This window comes from Pseudomonas sp. NPDC090201 (assembly GCF_044746825.1).
GTDB classification, from domain to species: Bacteria; Pseudomonadota; Gammaproteobacteria; order Pseudomonadales; family Pseudomonadaceae; genus Aquipseudomonas; species Aquipseudomonas putida_AD.
Genome location: NZ_JBIVCX010000001.1, coordinates 1175573 through 1194315 on the forward strand (window position 1 = coordinate 1175573; position 18743 = coordinate 1194315).

At 62.1% G+C, this 18743-nt stretch carries 15 protein-coding genes; 11 read left to right on the forward strand and 4 right to left on the reverse strand.

Going from position 1 to position 18743, the window contains the following annotated elements; all coding sequences use genetic code 11:
* The first annotated feature begins 5 nt into the window (after positions 1 to 5).
* From algG to ACIPOO_RS05430, 10 genes are all read left to right on the forward strand, one after another.
* A complete protein-coding gene (algG, locus tag ACIPOO_RS05385; RefSeq protein WP_400604897.1) occupies positions 6 to 1637 on the forward strand; it encodes a mannuronan 5-epimerase AlgG in 1632 nt (543 codons plus the stop codon).
* Between the two features lie 13 nt (positions 1638 to 1650).
* Positions 1651 to 3090 (forward strand): alginate O-acetyltransferase, encoded by a 1440-nt coding sequence (locus ACIPOO_RS05390; RefSeq protein ID WP_400604899.1) that lies wholly within the window; start codon positions 1651 to 1653, stop codon positions 3088 to 3090.
* A gap of 7 nt (positions 3091 to 3097) precedes the next feature.
* Positions 3098 to 4234, forward strand: coding sequence for a mannuronate-specific alginate lyase (locus tag ACIPOO_RS05395; protein WP_274135475.1), 1137 nt, complete (start codon positions 3098 to 3100; stop codon positions 4232 to 4234).
* A gap of 210 nt (positions 4235 to 4444) precedes the next feature.
* On the forward strand, positions 4445 to 6010 hold the full coding sequence (locus tag ACIPOO_RS05400) for an MBOAT family O-acyltransferase (RefSeq protein WP_400604902.1): 1566 nt from the start codon (positions 4445 to 4447) through the stop codon (positions 6008 to 6010).
* A 10-nt stretch (positions 6011 to 6020) separates the two neighbouring features.
* Positions 6021 to 7196, forward strand: coding sequence for an alginate O-acetyltransferase (locus tag ACIPOO_RS05405; RefSeq protein WP_400604904.1), 1176 nt, complete (start codon positions 6021 to 6023; stop codon positions 7194 to 7196).
* Positions 7197 to 7209: 13 nt separating this feature from the next.
* Entirely contained in the window at positions 7210 to 7881 is a 672-nt protein-coding gene (locus tag ACIPOO_RS05410) for an alginate O-acetyltransferase AlgF (RefSeq protein ID WP_274135472.1), read from the forward strand.
* Between the two features lie 216 nt (positions 7882 to 8097).
* Positions 8098 to 9552, forward strand: coding sequence for a mannose-1-phosphate guanylyltransferase/mannose-6-phosphate isomerase (locus ACIPOO_RS05415; protein WP_274135471.1), 1455 nt, complete (start codon positions 8098 to 8100; stop codon positions 9550 to 9552).
* A 170-nt stretch (positions 9553 to 9722) separates the two neighbouring features.
* The gene (locus tag ACIPOO_RS05420) at positions 9723 to 10187 is read left to right on the forward strand and encodes a multidrug transporter (RefSeq protein WP_400604906.1); all 465 of its coding nucleotides are present in this window, start codon (positions 9723 to 9725) and stop codon (positions 10185 to 10187) included.
* Between the two features lie 29 nt (positions 10188 to 10216).
* Positions 10217 to 11041 carry an SDR family oxidoreductase gene (locus ACIPOO_RS05425; RefSeq protein ID WP_400604908.1) on the forward strand — a complete coding sequence of 275 codons (825 nt, stop codon included), beginning with the start codon at positions 10217 to 10219 and terminating at the stop codon, positions 11039 to 11041.
* 176 nt (positions 11042 to 11217) lie between these two features.
* Positions 11218 to 12639, forward strand: coding sequence for a hypothetical protein (locus ACIPOO_RS05430; protein ID WP_400604910.1), 1422 nt, complete (start codon positions 11218 to 11220; stop codon positions 12637 to 12639).
* A 27-nt stretch (positions 12640 to 12666) separates the two neighbouring features.
* Here ACIPOO_RS05430 and ACIPOO_RS05435 read toward each other — a convergent pair whose 3' ends face one another.
* From ACIPOO_RS05435 to ACIPOO_RS05450, 4 genes are all read right to left on the reverse strand, one after another.
* On the reverse strand, positions 12667 to 13521 hold the full coding sequence (locus tag ACIPOO_RS05435; protein WP_400604912.1) for an efflux RND transporter periplasmic adaptor subunit: 855 nt from the start codon (positions 13519 to 13521) through the stop codon (positions 12667 to 12669).
* 16 nt (positions 13522 to 13537) lie between these two features.
* Positions 13538 to 13738 carry a DUF1656 domain-containing protein gene (locus ACIPOO_RS05440; protein ID WP_400604914.1) on the reverse strand — a complete coding sequence of 67 codons (201 nt, stop codon included), beginning with the start codon at positions 13736 to 13738 and terminating at the stop codon, positions 13538 to 13540.
* Positions 13728 to 15908, reverse strand: coding sequence for an FUSC family protein (locus tag ACIPOO_RS05445; protein ID WP_400604916.1), 2181 nt, complete (start codon positions 15906 to 15908; stop codon positions 13728 to 13730). The genes ACIPOO_RS05440 and ACIPOO_RS05445 overlap by 11 nt, the downstream gene beginning before the upstream one ends.
* Positions 15909 to 16040: 132 nt before the next feature.
* Entirely contained in the window at positions 16041 to 17552 is a 1512-nt protein-coding gene (locus tag ACIPOO_RS05450; RefSeq protein WP_400604918.1) for an efflux transporter outer membrane subunit, read from the reverse strand.
* 181 nt (positions 17553 to 17733) lie between these two features.
* Between ACIPOO_RS05450 and ACIPOO_RS05455 the strand changes: the two genes are divergently transcribed.
* The gene (locus ACIPOO_RS05455; protein WP_274135463.1) at positions 17734 to 18681 is read left to right on the forward strand and encodes a LysR family transcriptional regulator; all 948 of its coding nucleotides are present in this window, start codon (positions 17734 to 17736) and stop codon (positions 18679 to 18681) included.
* Positions 18682 to 18743 lie beyond the last annotated feature (62 nt).

The following is an 18743-nucleotide window of genomic DNA, read 5'->3' on the forward strand; positions in this document are numbered from 1 at the left end:
ATGGCATGACTGACCACACCAACACTTTGCGCCACAGGGCCTGGCCCCACGCGCTGCTGGAAAGCGCGTTGCTCAGCAGCGCCCTGCTGCTGGCCAGCCCCTGGGCCATGGCCAACACCGCTCCGGCGGCGCCCGCTGCGGCCGCGCAACCGGCGGCTGGCGAGGACGTCGTCAAGGGCCTGCATCAGGCCAAGACCTACACCATCACCAGCCCACCCGTTGAGCCGCTGATGATGGACAAGCCCAAGCTGCCGGACCTGTCGGGCTACACCCAGCAGGCGATGCAGAAGAAGATCGTGCGCAGCAAGGCGGGCAAGGTTTCGATCCGCCGCATGATGCAGGAAGACGCGCTGAAGGAATTCATCGGCGGCGACAACAAGATGGCCGAATGGGTTGCGCGTCAGCACGGCATCCCGCAGGCGATCTTCGTCGATGACGGCTACATGAACCTGCAGGAACTCGCCAAAAAGGTGCCCAAACAGTACCTGAGCGAAACCTCGCCGGGCGTGTATCTGGCGCGTCTGCCGATCGTGGTCGGCAAGAAAGGCATCCTGGAAGTCGACAAGACCACACGCGAATTGCGCCTGTCCCAGGAAGCCGGTGCGTTTCTGGTCAATGACAACCAGCTGTTCATGGCCGACACCCGGCTCACCGGCTGGAGCGAGAAAACCAACGGCCCGTCGCTGTACAAGACGCCGAAGGAATTTCGTCCGTTCCTGCTGTCCTGGGGCGGCAGCCAGACCTACATGTTCAACACCAAGGTGGCGAGCCTGGGGTACAACAACAGCAAGTCGTACGGGCTGAGTATTTCCCAGTACACGCCGAACATGAAGGCGCAGATGAACCGCCCGGATCCGACCGGCTGGATCGTCAACTCCGAGTTCTCGGACATGTGGTACGGCTACTACTGCTATGAAACCCGGGACTTCGTAGTCAAGGGCAACACCTACCGCGACAACATCGTCTACGGCATCGACCCGCACGACCGTTCCCACGGCCTGATCATCGCCGAGAACACCGTCTACGGGACCAGGAAGAAGCACGGGATCATCATCTCCCGTGAGGTGAACGACAGCTTCATCATCAACAACAAGAGCTTCGAGAACCACCTCTCCGGCGTCGTCCTGGACCGTAACAGCGTCAACAACCTGGTGGCCTACAACGAGATCTACCGCAACCACACCGACGGCATCACCTTGTATGAAAGTGCCGACAACCTGCTGTGGGGCAACCGTGTGTTCGCCAACAAGCGCCACGGCATCCGCGTTCGCAACAGCACCAACATCAAGCTGTACGAGAACCTGGCGGTGGGCAATGGCCTGATGGGCGTCTACGGCCACATCAAGGACCTCTCCGACACCGACCGCGACATCAAGCTCGACCCGTTCGACGCCGAAGTGTCGCTGATCATGGTCGGCGGCGAACTGACCTCCAACGGTTCGGGCCCGCTGTCCATCGACTCGCCACTGAGTGTCGAGCTGTACAAGGTGTCGATGCTGGCACCGACCAAGAGCAGCGGGATCAGCTTCAACGGTGTACTGGGCGAGCGCCAGGACGAGATCCTCGACCTGCTGGTGCGCCAACAGAAAGCCGTGTTGATCGACCCGGTTGAAAGCCAGAAACAACTCCGGGACTGAGGAAGATATTTCTATGCACGCACATTTGATCAAACTGCTCAGCCTTTCCGGCCTCACCGCGGCCCTGTTTGCAGCAAGCAACGCAGCCTACGCCGCCGACGCCGCGACGCCGAACTTCACCGCCGAGCCTTGCTGTAGCCTCTGCCCCGAAGCCCATGACGAGAAGAACTACGTCAGCCGCTACCAGCAGAACTTCACCACGCTGGTACAGGCCCAGGGCGACTGGCTGTTCCGTACTCGCGAGGACTTGCGCACCGAGTTCGACACCACCCCCGAAGGCTACCGTCGCATGCAAGAGCTGCACGATGCGTTCAAGAGCAAGGGTGTGGAACTGGTGGTGGTCTATCAGCCGACCCGCGGCCTGGTCGATCGCAACAAGCTGTTCCCGGCCGAGCGCGACAAGTTCGACTACAACACGGCCCTGCGCAACTACCAGGCCATGCTCGGCCGCTTCGCGAAGATGGGCTACACCGTGCCTGACCTTTCGCCTCTGACCAACGAGCAGCAGGCCCACGATTTCTACTTCCGCGGCGACCAGCACTGGACCCCGTACGGCGCCCAGCGCACCGCGAAGATCGTGGCCGACTCGGTGCACAAGATGGCGGCCTTCAAGGACATTCCCAAGCGCGAATTCGAGACCCACCTGTCAGGTCGCATGGGCAAGAAGGGCACTCTGCACAACATGGCCGGTCAATTGTGCGGCACCAGCTACGCCATCCAGTACATGGATCAGTTCGAGACCGAACCTAAAGGCGAAGCGGGCGACGGCGACCTGTTCGGCGATTCCGGCAACCCGGAAATCACCCTGGTCGGTACCAGTCACAGTGGCAAGAACTACAACTTCGCAGGCTTCCTGCAGGAGTACATCGGCGCCGACGTGCTGAACGTCGCCTTCCCCGGCGGCGGCCTTGAAGGTTCGATGCTGCAGTACCTGGGCAGCGACGACTTCCAGCAGCATCCGCCGAAGATTCTCATCTGGGAATTCTCGCCGCTCTACCGCCTGGACCAGGAGACCATCTATCGCCAGATGATGTCGCTGCTGGACAACGGCTGCGAAGGCAAACCGGCGCTGATGAGCACCAAGACCACCCTCAAGCCAGGCACCAACGAGCTGTTGGTCAACGGCAAAAACGGCATCAAGGATGTGCGCAACGGCAGCAACCAGATCGACATCAAGTTCGCCGACACCTCGGTGAAAACCCTTCAGGCGCGCCTCTGGTACATGAACGGCCGCCACGAAGACCTGAAGATCGAAAAACCTGAAACATCCGAAACCGACGGGCGCTTCTCCTTCGAACTGCGCGACGACAAGGACTGGGCTGACCAGCAATTGCTCGCACTGGAAGTGCAGGGCCCTGAAGCAGGCACTGCACCGCAGGAAGTCGAAGCGAAAGTATGCAAACGCAACGTGTTCCCGAATGTCGCGCATCAAACCGCGCAAGCCGGGTTATGAGGCTCATATGCACACTCCAAAACTGATGCTCCCAACCCTTCTGTCACTGGCGGTGCTGTCTGCATCGACGTTCGCCACCAGCGCCAGTGCCGCCTCGACCCTCGTACCGCCCCAGGGCTATTACGAGGGTGTCGAGAAATTCAAGACCGGCGAGAACAAGTTCTCCTGTGACGCCACGCCCCAGCCCTACACCGGCTCGCTGCAGTTTCGCAGCAAGTACGAGGGTTCGGACAAGGCCCGCGCGACGCTGAACGTGGCCTCGGAAAAAGCCTTCCGTGACACCACCAAAGACATCACCACCATGGAGCGCAACACTAGCAAGGTGGTGATGCAGTACATGCGCGACGGTCGTCCCGAGCAACTGGATTGCGCGCTGGGCATGCTCACCACCTGGGCAAAAGCCGATGCATTGGAATCCAAGGACTTCAACCACACCGGCAAGTCGATGCGCAAATGGGCGCTGGGCAGCATGTCCTCGTCCTACCTGCGCCTGAAGTTCTCCGATTCGCACCCGCTGGCCACCCGTGGCCAGGACGCGCAGGTGATCGAAGCCTGGTTCAGCAAGCTGGCCGATCAGGTGGTCAGCGACTGGAGCAACCTGCCGCTGGACAAGATCAACAACCACTCCTACTGGGCTGCCTGGTCGGTGATGTCCACCGCCGTGGCGACCAACCGCCGCGACCTGTTCGACTGGTCGGTGAAGGAGTTCAAGGTCGCGGCCAACCAGGTCGACCCGCAGGGCTTCTTGCCTAACGAGCTCAAGCGCAAGCAGCGCGCCCTGGCGTACCACAACTACGCCCTGCCGCCGCTGGCGATGATCGCCAGTTTCGCCCAGGCCAACGGTGTCGATCTGCGTCCTGAAAACAACGGCGCACTCAAGCGCCTGGGTGACCGGGTGCTGGCAGGCGTGCAGAACTCGGGCAGCGAATTCCAGGCGCGCGACGGCCAGCAGCAAGACATGACGGATCTGAAGACCGACATGAAATTCGCCTGGCTGGAACCCTACTGCTCGCTCTACGACTGCGGCCCTGACGTGCTCGAGCGCAAGCACAAGATGCAGCCGTTCAAGAACTTCCGCCTGGGCGGCGACATGACCCGCACCTATGACCCTTCTCACGAGAAAGGCGAGAAAGGCGGTTCGTAGAAACACGACTCACACCTGTAGGAGCGCGCTTGCCCGCGATTGCGACCTGCCACGCGACACATTGACGTCGGATGTACCGGCCTCATCGCGGGCAAGCGCGCTCCTACAGGGACGGCGTTGGCAATGAGATGTTTGTTTCACCCCTCCGATTTTTCATGGGGGGTTTGGGGGGGCTTTGGCCCTTGATGTTGGACAACTGGAGAGATAAGGATGGTTTTCTCATCCAACGTGTTCCTGTTCCTGTTCTTGCCGGTGTTCCTCGGCTTGTACTACGTGAGCGGAAACCGCTACCGCAACCTGTTGCTGCTGGTGGCCAGCTACGTGTTCTACGCGTGGTGGCGAGTGGACTTCCTGGCACTGTTCGCAGCCGTGACACTGTGGAACTACTGGATCGGCCTGCGCGTAGGCGCCGCCGGGGTCCGGACCAAACCCGCACAGCGTTGGCTGCTGCTGGGTGTGGCGGTCGACCTGTGCATCCTGGGCTACTTCAAGTACGCCAACTTCGGCGTGGACAGCCTCAACGCGATCATGACCTCGTTCGGTCTTGAGCCGTTCATCCTGACCCACGTGCTGTTGCCGATCGGTATCTCGTTCTACATCTTCGAGTCCATCAGCTACATCATCGACGTCTACCGTGGCGATACGCCGGCGACCCGCAACCTGATCGACTTCGCGGCGTTCGTGGCGATCTTCCCGCACCTCATTGCAGGTCCGGTACTGCGCTTCCGCGACCTGGTGGACCAGTTCAACAACCGCACCCACACGCTGGACAAGTTCAGCGAAGGCTGCACGCGGTTCATGCAGGGTTTCATCAAGAAAGTCTTCATCGCCGACACGCTGGCGGTGGTGGCCGACCACTGCTTCGCCCTGCAGAACCCGACCACGGGCGATGCCTGGCTTGGCGCACTGGCCTACACCGCGCAGCTGTATTTCGACTTCTCCGGTTACAGCGACATGGCCATCGGCCTGGGCCTGATGATGGGTTTCCGCTTCATGGAAAACTTCAAGCAGCCTTACGTCAGCCAGTCGATCACCGAGTTCTGGCGTCGCTGGCACATCAGCCTCTCCACCTGGCTGCGTGACTACCTGTACATCACCCTGGGCGGCAACCGCGGCGGCAAGGTCGCGACCTACCGCAACCTGTTCCTGACCATGCTGCTGGGCGGCCTGTGGCACGGCGCCAACATCACCTACATCGTCTGGGGTGCCTGGCACGGTGTGTGGCTGGCGATTGAAAAAGCGCTGGGCATCAACACCGCGCCCAAGACCTTCAACGTGGTGCGCTGGGCCTTCACCTTCCTGCTGGTGGTGATGGGCTGGGTGATCTTCCGCGCCGAGAACCTGCACGTTGCTGCCCGCATGTACGGCGCAATGTTCAGCTTCAGCGAATGGCAGCTGTCAGACCTCAACCGCGCCAGCCTCACCGGCCTGCAGGTTGCGACCCTGATCGTGGCCTACATCACCCTGGCGTTCTTCGGCCTGCGCGATTTCTACCGCAATCGTGCACCGGAGAAACCTAAAGGTGACACGCCGGCTCAAACCGACGGCCCTGCTTCGGCAGTGCCTGGCTTGATCAAGGCCGTACCGGGTGACAAGCCGGGCAGCATTCATCAGCCGGGCTACATCGTCGGTACCGATGCACAGGTGCAGCCTGCCTACTGGACCGCCGACTGGTCGCGCTACGCCATGCGCGCCCTGATCCTGCTGATGTTCGTGGCCTCGATTCTCAAACTCTCGGCGGCCAGCTTCTCGCCGTTCCTGTACTTCCAGTTCTGAGGAACCTGACATGACCCGTTCATTACGCTTCCTCTACATCTTCCTGTTCCTGGCCATCCTGCTGGCGCTGGGCCTGTGGTCGCTGCGCAGCTTCGTCGGCTTCTCGACGTCCAAGGAAACCACGGTGCTCAATGGTCACTGGACCAAGGCCGTGGAAACCCACTACGACGACGAGTTCCCGATCAAGCGCCTGGGCACCAACCTCTGGGCCGCGCTGGACTACAAGGTCTTCAACGAAGGCCGCCCGGGCGTGATCCTGGGCAAGGACCAGTGGCTGTACACCGACGAGGAGTTCGACGCGGTGGCCAACGGCGAGCAGAACGAAGCGGACAACTTGGCACTCATCCAGGGCGTGCGCGACACCCTCAAGGCCCACGGCACGCAACTGGTGCTGGCCATCGTTCCGGCCAAGACCCGTCTGTACCCGGAACACGTTGGCGACACCAAGCCGTCCGCGCTGCACACCGACCTGTACCAGCAATTCCACGCCCAGGTGAATCAGGCCGGCATCTTCGCCCCTGACCTACTTGCGCCGCTGCAAAACGCCAAGGACAAGGGCCAGGTGTTCCTGCGCACTGATACCCACTGGACGCCGATGGGCGCCGAAGTCGTGGCACAACAACTGGGCGAGGCGATCTCCAAGCAAGCTCCGCTCAGTGGCGACCCACAGACCTTCGTCACCGAAGCCAAGTCCAGCGCGCCGTACAAGGGCGACCTGACCAACTTCCTGCCGCTCGATCCGCTGTTCAGCAACCTGCTGCCCAAGCCGGACGATCTGCAACAGCGCAGCACCAACCCGGCGCAATCCGAGGGTGACGGTGGCGATGCGTTGTTCGCCGACAACTCGGTGGCAGTCGGCCTGGTCGGCACCAGCTACAGCGCCAACCCCAACTGGAACTTCGCTGGCGCCCTGAAACAAGCTCTGCACAGCGACGTGGTGAATTACGCCGAAGACGGCCATGGCCCGATCCTGCCGATGCTCAAGTATCTGCAGACCGACGCCTTCAAGAGCAGCCCGCCGCAGGTGCTCATCTGGGAATTCCCGGAGCGCTACCTGCCCGCTCACAACGACCTGACCGAGTTCGATCCGCAGTGGATCGCCGAACTCAAGAAGGCTCGTGACCCACAACAAAATCTGGCTCAAAACGCCGATAACTCCGAATCGCCCAACCGGGCGCAAAACTGAGAGGAATCCTCACATGACTATGCAGACCATGCCTACCCGTTCGACTAAATCGGGTCTTCTGAAAACCTGCGTCCTGGCCGCAAGCCTGGGCTTCGTCTCCCTCTCCGCCTTTGCCGGTGGCGACGCTGCCCTGTACGGCCCGACCGCACCGAAAGGCTCGACCTTCGTGCGTGTCTACAACGCCAGCAACGCCGAAATCAGCGCAAGCGTGGGCAACACCAGCCTCAACGAAATCGGCCCGCTGGCCAGCAGTGATTTCAGCTTCATGCCTCAGGGCGACTACAGCGCCAAGATCGGCAGCAACACCCTGCCGGTGAAACTGGCGAGCGATCACTACTACACCATCGTCAACAACACCTCCGGCGCACCGCAACTGGTTGAAGAGCCGCCGTTCAAGAACAAGCAGAAGTCCCTGGTGCGCGTGCAGAACCTGAGCGACAAGCCCCTGACCCTGAAAACCGCCGACGGCAAGACCGCCGTGGTCGATTCGGTCAAAGCCAAGGGCACCGGCGAGCGTGAAATCAACCCGGTCAAGGTCAGCTTCGCGCTGTTCGACGGCGACAAGAAAGTCAGCGACCTGAAGCCAGTGGCGCTGGAGCGCGGTGAAGCGGCAGTGCTGTACGTCACCGGCAACGGCAGCAACCTGTCGCCAGTCTGGGTCAAGCGCCCGACTTCGACGCAGTAAGCCAAAGCAATTAATTCCTGTGGGAGCGAGCTTGCTCGCGAAGGCGGCGGTACAGCCGCAAGAGATGCGTCGTACGCCCCGGCCTCTTCGCGGGCGAGCCCGCTCCCACAGGAATCGCAACAAATGACGGCAATACCCAAATAAGAAAAACCCGAAACGACAGACATAACCGACGTATAGCCCAAACAAACGCTATCGAAATTTTGGAGAAACAAAATGATTCCAGTGATCTTGTCAGGTGGCAGCGGTTCCCGACTCTGGCCTCTTTCGCGTAAACAGTTTCCGAAACAGTTCCTGGCACTGACCGGCGAACACACGCTCTTCCAGCAGACCCTCGAGCGTCTGCAGTTCGAAGGCATGCAGCACCCGGTCGTGGTGTGCAACAAGGACCACCGCTTCATCGTCGGCGAGCAGCTCGACGGCCTGGGCCTGGACACCCAGGCGATCATCATGGAGCCGTTCGGCCGCAACACCGCCCCTGCCGTGGCGATCACCGCGATGATGCTGGCCAACGAAGGCCGTGACGAGTTGATGCTGGTACTGCCGGCCGACCACGTCATCGATGACCAGAAATCCCTGCAACGCGCACTGGCCCTGGCCACCGTTGCCGCCGAGCGTGGCGAAATGGTGCTGTTCGGCATCCCGGCCACCAAGCCTGAAACCGGCTACGGCTACATCAAGTCCACCGCCGACGCCCTGCTGCCAGAAGGCGTTAGCCGCGTCGCACAATTCGTCGAGAAGCCCGACGAAAAACGCGCCCAGGAATTCGTCGAGGCCGGCGGTTACTACTGGAACAGCGGCATGTTCCTGTTCCGCGCCAGCCGCTACCTCGAAGAGCTGAAAAAGCACGATCCGGACATCTACGACAACTGCCTGCTGACCCTTGAGCGCAGCAAGCATGACGGTGACAACATCGAGCTGGACCAGGCCAGTTTCGCCTGCTGCCCGGACAACTCCATCGACTACGCAGTCATGGAAAAAACCCAGCGCGCCTGCGTGGTGCCGCTCGATGCGGGCTGGAGCGATGTCGGCTGCTGGTCGTCGCTGTGGGAAGTGCATGACAAAGACGATAACGGCAACGTCACCAAAGGCGACGTGGTCATCCAGGACAGCCGCAACTGCATGATTCAGGGCAACGGCAAACTGGTCACCGTGATCGGCCTGGACAACATCGTGGTGGTCGAGACCAAGGACGCCATGATGATCGCCCACAAGGACAAGGTTCAGGGCGTCAAGCAGATGGTCAACACCCTCAACGAGCAGGGCCGCAGCGAAACCCAGAACCACCTGGAAGTCTACCGCCCGTGGGGCTCGTACGACTCGGTGGACATGGGCGGCCGCTTCCAGGTCAAGCGCATCTCGGTCAAGCCGGGCGCCAGCCTGTCCCTGCAGATGCACCACCACCGTGCCGAACACTGGATCGTCGTATCGGGCACCGCGCAGGTCACCTGCGATGAAAACGTGTTCCTGCTGACTGAAAACCAGTCGACCTACATCCCGATCGCCTCGGTTCACCGCCTGCGCAACCCGGGCAAGATCCCGCTGGAAATCATCGAAGTGCAGTCCGGCAGCTACCTGGGCGAAGACGACATCGAGCGTTTCGAAGACGTTTACGGCCGTTCCACCCCTGGCATCGAAGCAGGTGTGAGAACCCAGACCATCGCGCGTTGATGTTCTTGTAACACCCTTTGCAACGCCCCAGCCCGCCTCCTGCGTATCCCCATCCGCAGAAGGTGGGCCGGGGCTTTTTTTTGCCCCACCCTCCCGTAGCAGCACGGCCCCTCGATACCCGGCCCACCTTTCGGTAGGATGCTTCTATCTGCATTCGCGAGACCGAACACATGATCATCGGCGCCGTACTGATCCTCACCTGGCTGGTCCTGCTGCTGCGCTACCCGGCCAAGGCGTTGCCGGTTTCCCTGGCGGCAGCGGTCTGCCTGGCCATCGTGGCCGGTATCGTGGTCTGGCAGGACAAACGCGACGCCCAGCGTCTGGAGCGTTTGCAGTTGCGCATCAGCTACGCGCCGCAACAATGCCCGGTCGGCCGCCCCCTGCTGGTGCTGATCGATAACGGCAACGACGTCCCCCTGCAGGAACTGCGCTGGAAAGTCGCCGCCTACGCAGCCGGCGACACCGTGAACCTGGCCGACGACACCTACACCGCCCCACGCTACCGTGGCCCGGGTGAACTGCTGCCCGGCAGCCAGTGGCAGGATTGCCTCCCGCTGCCGCCGCTGCGCAACGGCTATCGCGCGCAGACCCTGGAGTTTCGTGCCGAGCGCCTGCAAGGCACTTTCTCCGGCTGAGCCCTCTCATTGTTCAAGGAACGAATCCCATGCCCGTCGTATTGATTACCGGTTGCTCCAGCGGCATCGGCCGCGCCATGGCCGACGCCTTCAAGGCTGCCGGCCATGAGGTCTGGGCGACAGCGCGCAAGGCGGCAGATGTCCAGATGCTGGCCGCTGCCGGCTTCACCGCCGTGCAAGTGGACGTCAACGACAGCGCTGCCCTCGCCCGCCTGACCGAGCAACTGGAAGCACATGGCAAAGGGCTGGACGTACTGATCAACAACGCCGGCTACGGCGGCATCGGCCCGCTGCTCGACGGCGGTGTCGAGGCCATGCGCAGGCAGTTCGAGACCAACGTGTTTTCCATCGTCGGCGTCACCCGCGCGCTGTTTGGTCTGCTTCGTAAAAACAAGGGGCTAGTGGTCAACATCGGCAGCGTGTCCGGGGTGCTGGTCACGCCGTTCGGCGGCGCCTACTGCGCATCGAAAGCCGCCGTGGGGGCGATGAGCGATGCCCTGCGCATGGAGCTTGCGCCATTCGGCATAAGGGTCATGGAAGTGCAGCCGGGAGCCATCGACACCCAGTTCGCGAAAAACGCCAGCCATGAAGCCGAACAGGTCATCCAGGAAGGCTCACCCTGGTGGCCCCTGCGCGAAGGCATCCGCGCCCGCGCCAACGCCTCCCAAACCAACCCCACTCCCGCCAGCGACTTCGCCCGCGACGTGCTCGCGGCAGTGAGCAAGCCCAACCCGCCGCGCCTGCTGCGCTCCGGCAACGGCAGCCGGGCACTGCCGCTGATGGCACGCCTGCTGCCCAAAGCCGTGCTGGAACGGATTCTGAGCAAGCGTTTCAAGCTTCAAGGCCCTCTTTGAGCAGCAATCCCACCCGGCGAATCAGGGTGTCTAGGCTGACGCCGAATACCCATGAACTTGAAGAAACGGGCTACAGAAAATAGCCCGCCATGATCCGATACTTCCTTCAGTGACCCTGAAAACGGGCTTATCCAAAAGGTCTCTCCGTGAGGCTGGTAACTGTCAAGGAAGACACCATGAAATCTCCTGCACCTGCCGATAAAAGCGTTCGTGCCGCCAAACCCGATGCATCGACCCGGCAACTCGAGCCTGAACTCGGCGACGCCGAACTGAACCAGCTCACCGATGAGATGATCGCCCTCATCGATGACGTCTACGACCCGGCGCTTCTGAACCCTGTGCAATACATCCACGATGCGATACGCAAGCTGATTGATCGCTCCACGGCCGCCCCGGGCCTCAAGGAACAGATCAACGCCACCACCCCAATCTCGGTCAGCTTTCGTCAGCGTCATTCCAATCTGGGCCTGACGGGAAGCGGCACGGTCACATCGCGACGGGAGCGCAAGAGTTTCCCGCTCGACGAGATCGTCACCGATGCTTACCAAAAGGATCTTGCTGCATTCACCGATGTAGAGATCAACTGGCCGAAAAACTACCCGCCGGACCTGACGAAGGCCCTTGAATCGGCAAACCTGCAGACGAGTTATCAGGCCAGCGTGCGCACCCGGCTCGGCACGCCCAACGCGAAATTTCTGCTCACACTGCAGGCCAAGGCAGAGGTCCGCCAACGACTGGAACGGTTCGCCAGGCGGGCTGGCATCAGCGCAGCTCATAAGAAACTGGCCAATGCATATCGCGGCAGCGCAACGGTTCTGGAGCTGGTGCGTTACCAGTCCCGCCACACCCGCGTGGACGTGACGCAGTGCCTGCACCTGCGCTGGCAGAATGACCGCTCAGCCGACAGCCTGATGATATTCCTCGGTGCAGATGAAGCCGACGCAGTCGTGCCATTGCCCGCCGAGTTCATCAGTCATTACCACTTCGTCACCACATCGCCGAAACTGCGTCGTCTGGTTCTGCAGCGCATGCCTCTTTACCAGCAGATCAAGCCAGGCCACGACCAACTCAGATTCGTCAACGTGCTGGGCAACCGCAGCTTTGCGGAGTTGCCACCCCTGTGGTTCTACAAGGCAGACGAGCCCTTCGAGGCGCTCCACGCGCTGCGGATCCAGCGGATGCTCTCGGATATCGACACGCTGGTGTCCACCGACAGCGAACGGTTGACCGACCAATTGCTGACGGTCGGCGTGTTCATGCTTCAGGCACTCTCCCTCGCCGCCACGCTCCCCTTGACCGGCGGAACACACGTGGCGGCACGTATGTTGGTGTCCTTTCTGCTTGGCCAGACATCAGCGGCGCTGCAAGTGGTACGAGGCGCTCAAGCCGACACGCCCCAGGAAGCCGCAGAACATTACGATACGGCCCTGCTGGCGGCCCTTGTGGAAATAGTCGGGCCGCTGGCCCGCAAGCTTCTGGGCAAGAGTTATTCCCTGGTGTCACAACATCAGGTGGCCAGGAAGGTACTCGCGCAGCTCAAGCACCTGCGCCCTTACCCCTTCCACCTTTTGAAGGCACTCAATAGAACCGGAGGCTAGCGTTCAACCGGCAGCATCAACACATGATTACTGCGGATTGACGATCACCGTGCAGGTAATCCCCGCGGCCAGCACCACGCTGTCCGGTACGTTATCCAGATGGATGCGTACCGGCACGCGCTGGGCCAGGCGCACCCAGTTGAAGGTCGGGTTGACGTCGGCGATCAGTTCGCGGCTTTCCGGGTTGTCGCGGTCGTAGATGGCCCGGGCGATGCTCTCGACGTGGCCTTTCATCACTTCGCCGCTCATCAACTGCATGTCCGCCGGGTCGCCGATCTTGACGTGGGGCAATTTGGTTTCTTCGAAGAAGCCGTAGACCCAGAACGAGTTGCGGTCGACCACGGCCATCTTCGCCTCACCGATGCGCGCGTAGTCGCCGCGATGCACATTGAGGTTGGTGACGTAGCCATCCACCGCCGCCAGCACTTTGGTGCGTTGCAGGTTCAACTGCGCCGCTTCCAGTTGCGCCACCGCCAGTTGGTAGTCTGCCTGGGCGGAGTTGGCGACGTTGGAGGCGTCTTCGCGGTTTTCCGCGGAAATCACCAGCGCGTCCATGTCCTTGCGGCGCGCCGCGTTGACCTTGCGCATCTCCCAGGTGGCCTTGCGTGAAGCCACCATCGCTTCGGCCTGCTTGACCGCCAACTGGTAATGCTCGGGGTCGATCTGCATCAGCAGGTCGCCCTTTTTCACCGGCTGGTTGTCCTTGACCGGCACATCGACCACCACGCCGCTGACATCGGCCGCCACGTTGATCACGTCCGCGCGCACACGCCCGTCACGGGTCCAGGGGGTGTCCATGTAATGAATCCACAGCAGTCGACCGATCCAGATGGCCAGGGCCAGGATCAACAATGTGGCGATCAGGCTGAAAAGTTTTTTCATCTTTGAACCATGCACCTCAATGGTAAACAGTGAGCGCCATCGCGCCGAAAATGCAGCTGAACAGGCTCAGGCGCAGCAGCGCCGGATGCCAGAAGAAACGGTACAGATCGAACCCGGACATGAAGCGGTCCAGGGCCCAGGCGAGCACCATGGCCACCAGGAACATGACGGTCACGGTGGGCATGTAAACGCCGTGGAAGGCGATTTCACGAGGCATGGGGAAGTCCTTGCGCGGCTTGGGCCGGCGCGTAGGCGGCCAGTGGCGATTGCGGGTCGAGCAGGCAGGTGCGGATGAAGTGCAGGTAGCTCTTGATCCGTCGCAGTGCCGAGGTATCGAAGTGCGGGGCGAACGGCTCGTCGGTGTTCTGCACGCAGATGATCGCGTGGTCCACCGCGTACAGGCTGCGCGCCAGGTTGTGGCGATCCGGGGCAATGAACAGCCGCACCAGCGAACGGCCCATGGCGCGGATCGCCTGGCGCCAGGCCTGGGACTCGGCGTAGCTGGGGTGCACCGGCAAGGCGTCCTGCTCGCGGCGCAGTTCGATGATCGCGTGGCCGATCTCCTGCACCACGAACATCCAGCGCAGCAGGTTGCGCTGCACCTCGGGTTTGCCAGCGGCCAGCCCGTAGGCCTGGTGCATGATGTCGCGGGTGCGGCTTTCGAAGTTCGAACGGATGCCCTTGAGCGGCGCACTGATGGCAAAACTCACCTGCTGACGCAGATCACCCTCCAGCCTGCGCCAGAACCAGCGGCTGTTGGGCGGCATGATGATCGCCCCCGCCGCCGCACACAGCAGCATGCCGATGACCATGGCGATGTAGTCGTTGATGAATGCGTAGGGGTTGTAGACCGTCAGGTTGTCCGGCGCCGAACCGATGCTGAAAAAGATCAGCAGCCCCAGCCCGACACCCACCCACTGCGGCCTCGTGGTCAGGAACGCGCCGAAGGCGAACACCGGCGCCAGCACCATGCATAACAGCGGAAAACCGTCGATCTGCGGGAACACGAAAAAGGTTTCGAAGAAGCCGATCAGTGCGCCCAGGGCCGTGCCGCAACCCATCTGAAACGCCATCCGGCGCGGGTTCGGCGTGGTGGCCGACAGGGCGATGGTCGCCGCCGACACCAAGGTCATGGTCGCGCCACTGGGCCAGGCAGTGGCGACCCAATACGCCGACATCACGCCCAGAATCACCGTGGCGCGCAGGCCCGAGGCGAGCGACAGCATCCAGTTGGTGGTGTTGACGAACGGCTCGACCCACTTCTCACGCTCGTGGCTGTGATCGGCCAGCGAGGCGTGGGTTTGCGCGTAATCGTGCATGTCGTCGACGAAGCGGTAGAGCAGCTCGAAGGCGGTGTGGAAATCCAGCAACTCGTCGTCAGTCGGGTCGGTCTTGACGAACTCCGCGCGCAGGCTGCGAACCTGGCTCGGCAGCTCGGTCTTGTAGACGCTCAGGCGCGCGGCAAGCGAGGCAGCATCGGCGTCGGTCAGGGCGCGTCCGGCGAAGTGTTCGAGCAACTCGGCAAGGGTTCGCAGGCCGGGTTCGATGGCCTGTATCGCTGGTGTCTCGCCGCGACGACGCAGACGCTCAAGCAACTGATGCAATGCGTTGAAGCGCGTGGTGATGCTCATGAATTCGCTGTTCAGACGGTTCAGGCGGCCGTTGCGCCGACGCATGTGCGGATCTTCGAAAACCGTGACCGCGCGCAGGCCTTCCAGCCCCACGGCATCGGCAATGAAACGCACGTTGCTGGCCTCGGTCGCTGCCGGGTCAGTCTCGCCGCGCAGCCCGTTGACCACGAACCGAGCGAACACTCCGAAGCGTTGATACAGCGCGTTGCGCATGGCGGCGCCCGAGCTTTGCGGCAGGATCGCGGCAGTGACCAGGGTCGAGCAGACGATCCCCAGGGAAATCTCCAGCACCCGCCACATGGCCGCCATGAACGCGGTTTCCGGATGGGCCAAGGCTGGCAGGCCGGTCATCGCCGCGGTGTAGCCGGCGAGCACGAAACCGTAGGCGCGAAAGTTGCGATAGCGCGCAGCTCCCGCGCAGCAGAAGCCGACCCAGATCGCCAGGCTGCCCAGGAACAGTTCGCTGTTCTGGGCGAACAACGCCATCAGGGTGACCATCACCACGGAGCCCGCCAGGGTGCCCAGCAGGCGATAGAAACTCTTGGCGAACACATGCCCGCTCTGCGGCTGCATGACGATGAACACGGTAATCATCGCCGTGCGCGGTTGCGGCAGCTCCAGGCGCATCGCGACCCAGTAGGTCAGGAATGCCGCGAGCAACACCTTGGCGATGTAGACCCACGTCACCCCGTCACTGCGCGCCCAACCGTTGAGTTCACGGCGCCATTCCAGGGATTTGAACCAGGTCAGGACCATTTCAGTTCAGGACCTGTGTTGGCAGGCAGATCACAGTCGCGGGCAAGCGCGCTCCTACAGGCGGCCACGCTCCGCTGTGGGAGCGGGCTTGCCCGCGAAGGGGCGGGTATGACGGGCACACAATCATCTGCCTCACCGCCCCAACGCGTTCAACAACGCCGGGGTTTTCGGCGCGGCGATCTTGTCTGCGGCAGGCGAATCATTGCCCGCCATCAACCCACCACCCAACGCCACCACCAACTCGGCGTGCACGGTCAGGCGTGCGGCCTGGACCTGCTGCTGCACCTGCTCCTGATGAAAGAGCAGGGTCTGCGCGTTCAGCACATTGAGGTAATCCGTCAGCCCGCGCTGATACGCAACCATGGCGATGTCATAGGTTTTGTGCGCCGCTGCCACCGACTGATCGGCGAACACCTGCTGCTTGTTCATCGACTCACGACGAATCAACTGATCGGAAATGCTCTTGAGCGCGGTCACCAGGGTTTCGTTGTACTGCGCCACCGCCGCGTCGTAACCGGCTGAGGCCACACCCAGTTCAGAGCGCAGACGGCCACCGTCGAAGATCGGCAGGCTGATGGCCGGGCCGACGCTGTAGTTGAATTTCTTGCCGGTCAGAAATTCCAGCATCCCGCCGCCAGTGGCCATGTAGCCCAGGCTGCCCATCAAATCGACATTGGGGTAGAAACCGGCGTGCGCAACATCAATGCCCCGGGCCTGAGCGGCCACGCGCCAGCGGCTGGCGACCACGTCCGGACGCTGGCCGAGCAGTTGCGCAGGCAACGCCGATGGCAGCTTGAGTGCTGTCTTCAACGACAGACTCGGACGCTGGATCGAGGCGCCTTCACCCGGCCCTTTCCCTGCGAGCGCAGCGATCTGGTTGCGGCTCAGGGCGATGGCTTCATCCAGCGAATCGATCTGGCGATGGGTTTCCGGCAGCGGCGTTTCGGCCTGGCTGACTTCGAAATGGGTGCCGATGCCGCCTTTGAGGCGACGCTGCGCCAGCTCCAGAATCTGTTGCTGCTGGGCCAGGGTCGCCTCGACGATATCGCGCTGGGCGTAGTTCAACGACAGCTGGATGTAGGCACGTACGATGTTGTCCTGCAGTTCCAGTTGCGCCTGGCGCTCCTGGGCCGCGCTCATGTGCGCCAGGTCCAGCGCCTGCTCGGTGTTGTTGCTTTCCCGGCCCCACAGGTCCAGGGAATAGCTCAGGCCGATGGAGGCGTTGTTGTCCCAGGTGCTGGTGTTGGACAGCTCGCCCGGCCCGTAGAACTGGTCGGTGGGCCAGTTGTGACGCTTGAGCGTGCTGTCGCCGTTGATCTGCAGGGATTCTGCCGACTCGGCGATCCCGGCCATGGCCTTGGCCTGCCGCACGCGGGCAGCGGCCATCGCCAGGCTGGGGCTGCCCAGGGCTGCGAGGTCGATCCAGTGGTTGAGCTGATCGTCGCCATAGGCGCGCCACCATTGGCCATCTGGCCAGTGGGCGTCCTTGGCGGCCTCCTGGATCGCCTCGTCCGTCGCCAGCGAATCGGGCGACATCGAGGTGTCTTGGGGGGCGATTCCGCCGGTTCCAATGCAGCCGCTGATGAGTAACGTTAAAGCCCAGACACTGAGGGGCTTGAGCCCTCTGAGGATGCGACGCGGCACAGCTGCAATTACCCGAATGGAGGAGGAATGTTTCGAGCCGCGATTCTAGGATGCGCCTGATACGGCGATAAGCCGGGACTTCTGTGAATCTTTGTTACCGAACGGAAGATAATCCATTGGTATAGCTGACATGGATCAGTAACTTCATGTCACAATTTGCCATCTCACCAGAGAACGGCCCATGGACACTCTGCAAAACATGCGCGCTTTCAGTTGCGTGGCACAGGCGGGCAGCTTCACGGCTGCCGCGGCTCAACTGGACACCACCACCGCCAACGTTTCCCGTGCCGTTTCCAATCTCGAAGCGCACCTGCAAACCCGACTCCTGAACCGCACCACCCGACGCATCGCCCTGACTGAAGCCGGCAAGCGCTACCTGCTGCGCTGCGAGCAGATTCTGGGCTATGTCGAGGAAGCGGAAGCCGAAGCCAGCGACGCTCATGCGCGCCCGGCCGGGCAACTGAAGGTGCATTCGATGACTGGCGTCGGCCAGCATTACGTGATCGATGCCATTGCCCGCTACCGGCGCAACCACCCGGACGTGTCGTTCGACCTGACCATGACCAACCGCGTGCCGGACCTGCTCGAAGAAGGCTACGACGTGTCCATCGTGCTGGCCAGCGAGCTGCCGGACTCAGGTTTCGTGTCGCAACGCCTGGGCATCACCTACAGCATCGTGTGTGCCTCCCCCGCCTACATCAAGGCATTCGGCATGGCCCACAAGCCGGCGGACCTGCTCAACCACGCATGCCTGCGCCTGGTCAGCCCCGTGTTCCCGCTGGAGAAATGGGCGTTCGACGGCCCCGAAGGCCAGGAAACCGTGACCATCGCCAGCTCGCCGTTCCTGGTGAACTCGGCCGATGCGATGAAGGCGGCGATCAGCAGCGGCATGGGCATCGGGATTTTGCCGATCTACTCGGCCATCGAAGGCTTGCGCAACGGCTCGCTGGTTCGCGTGCTGCCGCACTACCGCTCCCACGAGCTGAACCTGTACGCCATCTACCCGTCGCGCCAGTACCTGGATGCCAAGATCAAGACCTGGGTCGAATACCTGCGCGGCTCGCTGCCGGAAATCATGGCAGCCCATGAGGCGGATCTGCAGACCCATGTGTTGCCGGAGATGGTGTAACGGATCACGCCCGCTTTTGTAGGAGCGCGCTTGCCCGCGACGGCGGCGTATCAGACGCACCG